Origin of the sequence: Clostridium sp. HV4-5-A1G (assembly GCF_900184915.1) — a bacterium.
GTDB lineage: Bacteria > Bacillota > Clostridia > Clostridiales > Clostridiaceae > Clostridium_B > Clostridium_B aromativorans.
Window position 1 is genome coordinate 1 of sequence record NZ_FXYI02000114.1, and the last position, 11,701, is coordinate 11,701.

Below are 11,701 nucleotides of genomic sequence, written 5' to 3' on the forward strand. Positions count from 1 at the left end.
ATATATAATTATATAACAAAATTAAACTTATAGCTAATAAAAATATCATTTTAAAAAATGTCACTTAACCTTTTATTTCGACTCTTTAATATATTTTTTTATCAATTCGGAGAATTTAGATAGAAAAATTAATAGATTCATACTATCATTATGCATGGAACAATTAGTCACTACATGTAAACCATTAAGTATTATATGTAAACCATTAAGCATTAATTGTATTTATTTATTGAATCTTAAAGGAGGTTGTTTTATGAACTCAATAGTACTTGTAATTATAGGTGCTCTTGTATTAGTTCTAGGTTACAGATTTTACGGCTCCTGGATCGCAGCTAAAGTATTAGTTTTAGATGAGACCAGGGAAGTTCCATCTAAAAAATTTGAAGATGGTCATGATTACGTTCCCACTAACAAGTGGATATTATTAGGCCATCATTTTGCTGCAATAGCAGGTGCAGGACCATTAATTGGACCAGTTTTAGCAGCCCAATTTGGTTATCTGCCAGGTACGCTGTGGATTTTAATCGGCGGTGTATTAGCTGGTGGAGTTCATGACATGGTAATTCTATTTGCTTCAGTTAGACAAGATGGACAATCCATTGCCGAAATTGCGAGAAAAAATTTAGGCGAAAGAATGGGTTTCATCACATCAATTTCAGTTATATTTATATTGATAATTACTATGGCAGGCCTTGGTCTTCCAATAGTGAACTCACTTTACAACAGTCCCTGGGGTACTTTTACAGTTGGCTTTACCATTCCAGTAGCAATTTTTGTAGGTATCTATCTTAAATTTATAAGACCTGGTAAGATAGCTGAAGCTACCGTTATCGGTATGGCACTTATAATATTGGGAGTTGCGTTAGGACCTTATATCCAGCACACAGCTTTAGCTCCATATTTGACATTTAACGTTAAACAGATGTCTCTTATCCTAGCTATTTATGGTTTTTGTGCTGCTGTTTTGCCTGTATGGCTTCTGCTTCTTCCAAGAGATTACCTAAGCACTTATATGAAACTTGGTGTTATAGCACTTCTAGTAGTAGGTATCATACTAGTTAGACCGGTTTTGAATATGCCAGCAGTCACTCAATTTGTATCTGGAGGCGGACCTATAGTACCGGGTAAGGTATTCCCGTTCGTATTCATAACTATAGCCTGCGGTGCACTGTCAGGATTCCACTCACTTATAGGTTCTGGTACTACTCCTAAACTTATTTCAAATGAGAGGGACATACTCCCTATTGGATACGGCTCTATGCTTATAGAATCTTTTATAGCATTGATGGCTCTAATAGCTGCAACATGTCTTCCAACTGCTGATTACTTTGCTATAAACTCTGCACCAGCAGTATTTGCAAAACTTGGAATGATTCCAAAAGAACTGCCTATGCTTTCACAAATGGTAGGAGAGCAACTAGCTGGAAGACCAGGCGGAAGTGTATCCCTGGCAGTAGGTATGTCTTATGTATTTTATAAAATACCGGGCATGAAAGGATTAATGTCTTACTGGTATCATTTCTGCATAATGTTTGAAGCACTATTTATTTTAACAACTATAGATTCAGGTACCAGAATAGGCAGATATCTAATTCAGGATCTTGTAGGTAAGATTTACAAACCACTTGCAAAGAAAGATTCGTGGTTTAACATAATATTCTTTAGTTTTATTATGTCATTTGCCTGGGGATACCTTCTCTACACCGGTAATATATCAACTATCTGGCCTCTATTTGGTGTAGCCAACCAGAGTCTGGCAGCTATAGCCTTTGCCATAGGTACTTCAGTACTCATAAGAATGGGCAAGAGAAAATACATGCCTCTTACAGTATTGCCTATGACCTTTATAAGTATAGCTACTTTAACAGCATCTATTGAAAATATAACAGGAAACTATATTCCAAATGGTAAAACTTTACTTACAGTATTATCCTTCGTGCTTATAGTTATACTAGTAGTTATACTCTATGAAAGCATCAGACACTGGATTTCAGATTTAAAATCCGGAAAATTTGATAAAGTTAGAGAAAATAACGCCGTTTAATAATGATATAGATCATAATATAATTTTACATGCGGGTTGCCCCAAAAATTGTTGTGGGACAACCTTTTTTATAAATAATCTTAATTCTCAATTCTATGCAGCTGATGTTTTCATATATCATTTACATTGGAATTAATACCGTTCATATATCTTTTTTGTCATTTCACCCCATATTAGCTGAATTGATTGAAAATTCATGTTATAATGACATTAACATTATATGTTAAATAATTTATAAGGGGGAATTTATATGAACTCACTGGTACTGGTAATCATAGGAGCTCTTGTACTCGTCTTAGGCTATAGATTTTACGGTTCATTTATAGCCGCTAAAGTTCTGGTCTTGGATGAGACAAGAGAAGTGCCATCTAAAAAATTTGAGGATGGTCATGATTACGTTCCCACTAACAAGTGGATATTGCTTGGACATCATTTTGCCGCAATAGCAGGTGCAGGACCATTAATTGGACCAGTTTTAGCAGCTCAATTCGGTTATCTGCCAGGTACACTGTGGATTTTAATCGGTGGTGTATTTGCAGGTGCTGTCCACGACATGGTAATCCTATTTGCCTCAGTTAGGCAAGATGGTGAATCCATTGCTGAAATTGCCAGAAAAAATTTAGGGGAGAGAATGGGATTTGTAACTTCTATAGCAGTCATTTTCATATTGATAATAAGTATGGCAGGCCTTGGGCTTCCTGTTGTCAATTCACTTTACAACAGTCCCTGGGGTACTTTTACAGTTGGCTTTACCATTCCAGTAGCAATTTTCATAGGTATTTATCTTAGATTCTTAAGACCTGGTAAAATAGCTGAAGCCACTATTATTGGTATGGCACTCATCATACTGGGAGTTGCATTAGGACCTTATATCCAGCACACAGCCTTAGCTCCTTTTTTAACTTTCAATACTAAACAAATGTCACTTATTTTAGCTGTATACGGTTTCTGTGCTGCTGTTTTACCTGTATGGCTCCTACTGCTGCCGAGAGATTATCTGAGTACTTATATGAAACTCGGCGTTATAGCATTACTGGTAATAGGAATTATATTTGTAAGACCTACTCTTCAGATGCCGGCACTCACTAAATTCATAAGCGGAGGGGGACCTATTGTACCAGGCAAGGTATTTCCATTCCTATTCATAACCATAGCCTGTGGTGCATTGTCGGGATTCCACTCACTTATAGGCTCCGGTACTACACCTAAACTTATTTCAAATGAAAGGGACATACTTCCTATAGGCTTTGGTTCAATGCTCATAGAATCCTTTATAGCACTGATGGCACTGATAGCTGCAACATGTCTTCCAACCGCCGACTACTTTGCTATAAACTCCGCACCGGCCGTATTTGATAAACTTGGAATGATTCCAAAGGAACTGCCTATGCTGTCACAAATGGTAGGAGAGCAACTAGCTGGAAGACCCGGAGGCGCTGTATCACTGGCAGTAGGTATGTCTTACGTATTTTACAAAATACCGGGTATGGAAGGATTAATGTCCTACTGGTATCATTTCTGTATAATGTTTGAAGCGTTGTTTATTCTAACAACTATAGATGCAGGTACCAGAGTAGGCAGATACTTACTCCAGGATCTTTTTGGAAAGATATACAAGCCTTTTGCAAAGAAAAACTCCTGGGCAAATATAGTATTATTTAGCGTTCTTATGTCATTTACCTGGGGATATCTTCTCTACACCGGCAATATATCAACAATCTGGCCGCTGTTCGGTACTGCAAATCAAATGCTGGCCGCTATAGCTTTTGCCATTGGTACTACTATAATTATAAAGATGAAAAAACAGAAATATGCCATGATAACCGTAATCCCGATGATAGCTATATCCATAATAACCATTACAGCTTCCTTCTCAAATATATTTGGTAACTATATACCTAAGGGCGAAACACTTCTAGTTGTACTTTCCATAATACTTCTGCTGCTGCTTGTAGTTATAATCTACGAGAGTACTAAAGTATGGCTAAGGGATTTAAAAAATGTTAAAACTGCCGATAAGGATACCGTAGTATAAAAATCAATCCACAATGTGAATAAAATTTTATTCACATTGTGGATATTTACATATCTATTCAAATAAATTTATCAAATTTTTGAACATGCTTTTATTTTCTTTTATCTTCTGTTCATTTCCAAGAACACATATGTTGTTTTTGATCATTGCACTGGAAATAAGGTCCGAAAATTTTCTTATGTCTTCCACTTTAGTATCCAATATTTCCTTTCTCTCTTTTTGTAAATCTTCGTAAGTTACATGCCTTATATAATTCTCTGCGGCACGTTCCCCTTCCATTGAAGGTGAAAGCGGAAAATCCAAATTAGATATGGTTCCTATTATATATTTAACCATCTGCCTATCATCCGCATTAAAATTTTTGAAAAACTCTCCAGCTCTATCATATATTTCAACAGTATTTCTTAAATTTGGATCCCTGTAAGATGTAAAAAACATATTTCCATTTCTCTGAAAAGAGGCAAAGCTGCCGTAGGCACCTCCTTGAACTCTCACCTGATTCCACAGGTATTCATAATTTGCTATGGATTTCAGGACCTGCAGACTTCCACTATAAGAATATCCAAGATCTATATAATTATAGGCCTTAGCCACATATTGTATTTTGGAAGATGTCATAAGTCCCTCATTTTTGGCTTCTAAATCAAGTTTATATGGAATTTTATCAAATCTATTATTTTTAAATTCAGATATAAGCTCTCCTACGTTGTCTTCAAAATTATTATAATCTCTTTCATCACAGGTTATATTCAAAAGCAAATTATCTTTAGTAAATATCTCCTTAGAAACTCTTTCTAAATTATGCCTTATTTCGTCTGCTTTACTTTCAAAATTATTTTCCAAATCAGATATAAATTTATAAAATTCCAGTCCATTCAGCATATCTTCATACTTACTTGCAGGTGAAAAATATGAAGATACATGATTTGCAACTACTATATGACCCCTTTCAAAAATAGTCATTTCAATTCTGGACTTAGTCTCCTGAATTATCTCCCTCAACCTTTTTTTCTCATCAAATCCAGTATGATTTATTACTTCCTTTAATATAGAAAGCAATTTCGGCAAATTATTTATAAGAACCTTTGAGCGTACTATAAATTTAGGATAAAATTTCCTGCTGCTCCCATTCTTTGCAAAAGGCTGTGAAAAATAATTTATTCCACCTGTATATATATTTATTTCTTTAGCTAGATCTTCATAATAATAATTTTCTGTACTTACCTTTCCAAGTACAGTACTTAAAAGCGATATATATGGAATAAATTTTTCTTCGACGCCCTCTGTATTGAAATACAGATTTATATAATAGATTCCATTGGTAAATATAGGATAAAACAGTACTTCTACATCCTGTATTTTTTTATTTACAAGCTCAAGTTTTTTGGCATCAGGTTTTATATCTTTCAGGGATAAAAGAGGTATTTTCATAAGATTCTCCCTGCCGTCCCTCTCCATCTGTCTCTTTTTCAACTTCATTGTATCTTGAATTATTTTTTCAATTTCATCTTCTGAAAGACTATCCTTAAAATTTTTTAATTTTTCTTTTAACAGTTCATCCTTTCTTTCTTCAAGACCTCTTTTAGGCTTAATTACCAGTATAGAACTGTGATTGTTTTTTAGGATGTGCCTATCAATAAGCTTTTCAAAATAACCATTATCCAGCTGCGATTTTATCTTATTTAATACTGACTCATAGGTAAGGTGGATCCATGGCTCACTATCATACAGCCAGCCATCCATACATTTCATTCCATATATAAGCCCTTTTGGATACCCCTTATAGTCTGCTTCCCTGAGCTGAAATTCCTTTATATTTATAGAAGCCTCCATCAGCTTTTTATCCATACCCTTATCTACGATATTTTTTAACGTTTTCTCAACTATTTCTTGAAATCTATATTTTTCTTTTTCATTGGAGCCCTTAACTACTATTCCAAACATGGGCTGAAGTATACCAGATTCAAATACACCAAATACATCTTTGCCTATTTCAGCATCAATCAATGCCTTTTTAAGAGGTGAAGATGGAGTTTCCAAAAGCATATGTTCAAGTATATCAAAAGCTAAATACAATTCATTATCCACAGCCGTCCCAACAGAATAATTCAAACTCAAAAAAGTTTTATCTTCTTCTTTTTCCGCACTCGAAACAGGATATTCTGTCACCATCTCTCTACGCTTATGAAAAGGTTCCTGCACCAATACATCAGAATTCACTTCTCTTCTATTAAAATAGTTTAAATACTCACTGTCCAAAAATTTAAGTTTCTCCTCTATATCCATATCACCATATAGATATATATAACTATTGGAAGGATGATAGTATTTACTGTGAAAATCCAGGAACTGCTGCTGTGTAAGCTGTGTTATAACCTCAGGATCACCTCCAGACTCCACTCCATATTGAGTATCCGGATAAAGTGATTCAAGCATTTTCCTGAATAATATAGATTCTGGAGATGAAAAAGCTCCCTTCATTTCATTGTAAACCACACCTTTATAAGCTATATCCTCTTCCTTACTATTCAATTCATAATGCCATCCTTCCTGCATCATGATTTCAGGATACTTATATATATTAGGATGAAAAACTGCATCAAGATAAACATCCATGAGATTTTCAAAATCCCTGTCATTTACACTTGCAACTGGATACATGGTTTTATCAGGAAAAGTCATTGCATTTAAAAAAGTATTGAGAGATCCCTTTACCAATTCCACAAAAGGTTCTTTCACTGGAAATTTTTTTGAACCACAGAGTACAGAATGTTCAAGTATATGAGGTACTCCTCTGCTGTCATCCGGTGGAGTTCTAAAACTTATGGAAAACACCTTATTGTCATCCTTATTTTCTAAAAAGAACAGTTTTGCACCACTTTTTTCATGATAAAAAAACATTCCTATAGAATTTATGTCCTCTAATTTTTTCTGTTCCAGCAGTTTAAAACCACTGTAAATTTCCCCTACATGCATATCACCGATTCTCCTTTACATATACTCGTGAAGCTCTCTGCCCCACGGACTTGATTTTTCCTATTTCTTAATCCAATCCTCTAATTTATCATAGCACTCCAGTGCCTCTCTATATCCCTGATTATACAATTCCGTAAGCTTATGTTTATTTTTTTCTATTCTTTTCACTTTCAAGGGCTGCTTGGGTCTGATCACAAAAACACTTCCCTCTCTTCTAAGTTTTTCTATATACCTTAAAGTATGATTGTATTTTCTATGTCTGTTTATCATGGCTTCTACCAATCCACTATAGTTAGAATATAATCTTCTGGCCAAGAATTTCATCTTGAAAGGCTTTTTCACATAATCTCTATTTCTGGTTAAAATAATTATATTCTTTTTATTGCCATCTTTTATAGATTTTTCTATGGGTATGGGATCAGAAATTCCCCCATCAAGCAAATTCAACCCTTTGAATTTTACGATGGAAGCCATAAAGGGCAAGCTGCTGGAAGCCCTTACGGCATCAAATATATCACCGTCCTGACATTTATTCTTCTCAAAATATACGGGTTTTCCAGTGTCACAGTCTGTAGTGCCAACTATAAATTTTTCTTTTGATTTATTAAATGTGTCTACATCAAATATCTCCAGCTTATTTGGTATTTCATTGAAAATAAAATCCGCTCCAAAAATTCCCTTTTCAAATATAAGATTTCTGCAGCTTAAATATCTGGGATCATCTACATAATTTATATTTATTCTTTTATTTCTTCCCTTTTGTCTTGAAAGATATGAGCACGCATTACAGGCTCCCATGGAGACCCCTATAATATAAGGTAAATATAAATTTTTTTCCATAAATAAATCCAGTACTCCAGCAGTATACAGCCCTCTCATTCCTCCACCTTCCAAAACCAATCCTATATTCTCCATATACTATTTTGCCCCTCTTTCGCCCGTTATTATATATATTTCCCAGGTAAAATTTTATTATTAATATATTATTTTAGCACATATAGGTGAGTTAGTGAAGGCGTAAAAAAACAAAGTAGACTGTAAATTGTGAACTAAATAGGAAATGGGCACTCCTGAGAAATTTCAGTGGTGCCCATTACATTATAGAAACATCTTTTAGAATTGTGTTATTTCAATTTGACTAAAAGCTCACCGGTTCTAACCCTCTGGCCTTCTTTTACAAACACACCTTCAACTACTCCTGAAGTAGTTGCTGTAACATTTGTTTCCATTTTCATAGCTTCTATTACAATCAAACTCTGTCCTTCCTTAACTTCACTTCCGGTCTTTACAAGTGTCTTAACAATATTTCCCGGTATACTTGCTCCTATTTCCTTATCATTATCCGGATCTGCCATCACAGATGAATTTTCCTGAATTACAGATCCCGCAGAGAATGATTTATCTTTTATTCTTATGTCTCTCTTATTTCCATTTATTTCAAATACCAAAAATCTATATCCCTCAGAATCAGCTTTTGTAATATCCAGTAATTGTACATATAAACTGCGTCCTTGACCCATCTCAACTTCACAAAATTCACCTTCAGAAAGTCCATAGAAAAATGTGCTGCTTTCCATATGACTGAGATCCCCAAACTTGTCTACATAGTTTAAGTAATCTTCAAATACATCAGGATAAAGAGCGTAGCTGATAATTTCCTTTCCATCAAATTTTCTCTTGTATTTTTTACTCAAGTGTTCTTCTATCTTCTTAAAATCTTCAGGCGGTAGAAATTCTCCTGGTCTGCCAGCTAAAGGTTCTTCTCCTTTTAATACCAGTTTTTGAAGTTTCTTGGGAAATCCTCCCATAGGCTGACCCATCATACCTTTGAAATAAGAAACCGTAGAATCAGGAAAATTTAAACTCTTTCCCTTTTCATATATATTTTCCTCGTTCAAATTATTTTGCACCATGAATATAGCTAGATCACCTACCATTTTAGATGATGGGGTCACTTTGACTATATTTCCAAGCATCTTGTTTACTCTGGTATACATATTCTTTACGTCTTCAAAACGATCGCCTAGTCCAAAACTCTCCACTTGAGGCTTTAAATTAGAATATTGACCTCCAGGGATTTCATATTTATATATCTCTGCAGTACTGGATTTAAGACCTGATTCAAACTGGCTGTATACAGGCCTTACATCCTGCCAATAATCTGATATTTTTTGAAGTTTATCAAGATCAAGCCCCGTATCCCTTTCCGTATTTTGAAGTGCTGCCACTACGGAATTAAGTGACGGCTGGCTTGTAAGTCCCGACATGCTGCTGAAAGCAGTATCCACAATGTCAACTCCTGCCTGAGAAGCCATTATAAGCGTTGCAACTCCATTTCCCGTAGTATCGTGAGTATGAAGATGTATCGGTATGGATATCTCATTTTTAAGGGCTTTTATGAGTTTATACGCTGCATAAGGTTTCAAAAGCGAAGACATATCCTTTATTCCCAGGATATTAGCTCCCGTCTTCTCTATATCTTTAGCTAAATTTACATAGTATTTCAATGTATACTTGTCTTTATTACTATCTAACACATCTCCCGTATAGCACATGCAGGCCTCAGCTATTTTACCTTGATTTAAAACTTCATCTACAGCAACCTCCATACCTTTTAGCCAGTTTAGAGAATCAAATATTCTAAACACATCAATACCTGAATTAGCAGACTGCTTTATAAATTCTCTTATTACATTGTCAGGATAATTTTTATATCCAACTGCATTTGCTCCCCTTAAGAGCATCTGGAATAATATATTAGGTATTTTTTCTCTTAATTTTTCAAGCCTTTCCCAGGGTGATTCCTTCAAAAATCTGTAGGCTACATCAAAAGTAGCTCCACCCCACATTTCCATGGAAAATAGATCCTTTGTCAATACTGATTGGGCATCTGCTATCTTTAACATATCCCTGGTTCTCATTCTCGTAGCCATCAATGACTGATGAGCATCTCTCATAGTGGTATCAGTGAGCAAAAGCTTTTTTTGAGACTTTATCCAGTCAACAAGCCCCTTCTGACCCTTTTCATCCAATATCTGCTTGGTTCCGGTAAGCTTCAGTCCTTTTTCTACAACTGGTACAGTTGGAACATTAAAGCTTGGCTTTTTACCATGTGTCCCATTTATCACTTTTTCCCCTATAAACTTCATTATTCTAAGATCTTCATCAGGCCTTGGATCTATGTTAAACAGTTCAGGAGTATTTTCAATGAAATTAGTATCACATTCACCTCTGTGGAATTTTTCATTGTTCAGTACATTTATCAAAAATCCAGCATTTGTCTTGACACCAGATATGACAGTTTCCTTTATGGAACGTATTGATTTTCTTATCGCATCTTCAAAGGTTCTTGACCAGGATATATTTTTTACAAGAAGGCTGTCATAATATGGGCTTATAACTGCTCCTGTAAATCCACTTCCACCATCCAATCTTATTCCAAAGCCGGACCCTGTCCTATACATGTCTATTCTTCCAGTATCCGGTGCAAAATTATTCAGTGGATCCTCTGTAGTGACCCTGCACTGTATGGCATAGCCATTTAATTTAATATCATTCTGAGAATTTATACCTATTTCTTTTGAATTAAGCGGATAGCCTTCAGCTATAAGTATTTGGCCCTGGACAATATCTATTCCTGTAACCATTTCACTCACTGTATGCTCTACCTGAATTCTGGTATTCATCTCTATGAAATAGTGATTACCGCCTTTATCTACTAAGAATTCCAGTGTTCCTGCACTTCTATATCCTACAGTTCTTGCAATTTTCAGTGCATCTTCACATATCTCATTTCTCTTTTCCTTTGACAGAGCTATAGCCGGTGTAAATTCTATTACCTTTTGATGTCTTCTCTGTATGGAACAATCCCTTTCATACAAGTGCACTATATTGCCATATTTATCACCAAGTACCTGAACTTCAATATGTTTAGGGCCTTCAATATATTTTTCAATAAATATGTTTTCTGAGCCAAAAGCCTTTTTTGATTCACTCTTTGCACTGTTGTATGCCTCTATAAGATCTTCTTCTTTTCTGACTATTCTCATGCCTCTTCCGCCGCCACCAGCTGCTGCTTTAATCATGACAGGATACCCACAAAATTTTGCAGATTCCAAAGCTTGCTGTTCTGTTCTTATGGGTTCTTGAACTCCGGGTATGGTTGGCACTCCGGCTTTTTTTGCTACAATCTTGGATTTTATCTTATCACCAAGCATCTCCATCATATTTGAAGTTGGTCCAATAAATTCTATACCAGCTTCCTCACATTTCCTTGCAAATTCAGAATTTTCTGCAAGGAACCCATATCCCGGATGTATTGCATCTACCTTTTTCTTCAGAGCTATATCTATTATCTCATCAATATCCAGATATGCCTCTACTGGATTTTTATCTTTCCCTATCAAATAGGACTCATCAGCTTTAGTTCTAAAAAGAGATCTCTTGTCCTCATTAGAATATATCGCTATGGTAGTTATCCCTAATTCCTGACAAGCTCTGAATATTCTTATAGCAATTTCCCCTCTATTTGCCACAAGTACTCTCTTAATTTTTCTCATAGATTACTCATCCCCTTTATAAAAATTATATATTTTTGTATATTTATTAGCTTATACCATTAAATTTGAGCGATACAATATTATTAT

5 protein-coding genes are annotated in these 11,701 nt (G+C 35.1%); 2 read left to right on the forward strand and 3 right to left on the reverse strand.

Annotated features, from left to right (window positions below; genetic code table 11):
* Window positions 1–253 precede the first annotated feature (253 nt).
* Window positions 254–2,044: a carbon starvation CstA family protein gene (locus J5G60_RS12175; RefSeq protein ID WP_150358501.1), complete on the forward strand. Its 1,791-nt coding sequence runs from the start codon at window positions 254–256 to the stop codon at window positions 2,042–2,044.
* 250 nt (window positions 2,045–2,294) lie between these two features.
* Complete coding sequence (locus tag J5G60_RS12180) at window positions 2,295–4,079, forward strand: carbon starvation CstA family protein (RefSeq protein WP_150358500.1); 1,785 nt, start codon at window positions 2,295–2,297, stop codon at window positions 4,077–4,079.
* Window positions 4,080–4,133: 54 nt separating this feature from the next.
* Here the strand turns inward: J5G60_RS12180 and J5G60_RS12185 are convergent, their stop codons facing one another.
* From J5G60_RS12185 to J5G60_RS12195, 3 genes are all read right to left on the reverse strand, one after another.
* Entirely contained in the window at window positions 4,134–7,055 is a 2,922-nt protein-coding gene (locus tag J5G60_RS12185) for an insulinase family protein (protein WP_150358499.1), read from the reverse strand.
* Between the two features lie 60 nt (window positions 7,056–7,115).
* Window positions 7,116–7,970 carry a patatin-like phospholipase family protein gene (locus J5G60_RS12190; protein ID WP_150358498.1) on the reverse strand — a complete coding sequence of 285 codons (855 nt, stop codon included), beginning with the start codon at window positions 7,968–7,970 and terminating at the stop codon, window positions 7,116–7,118.
* A gap of 209 nt (window positions 7,971–8,179) precedes the next feature.
* Window positions 8,180–11,614, reverse strand: a complete 3,435-nt coding sequence (locus tag J5G60_RS12195) for a pyruvate carboxylase (RefSeq protein ID WP_150358497.1) — start codon at window positions 11,612–11,614, stop codon at window positions 8,180–8,182.
* Window positions 11,615–11,701 lie beyond the last annotated feature (87 nt).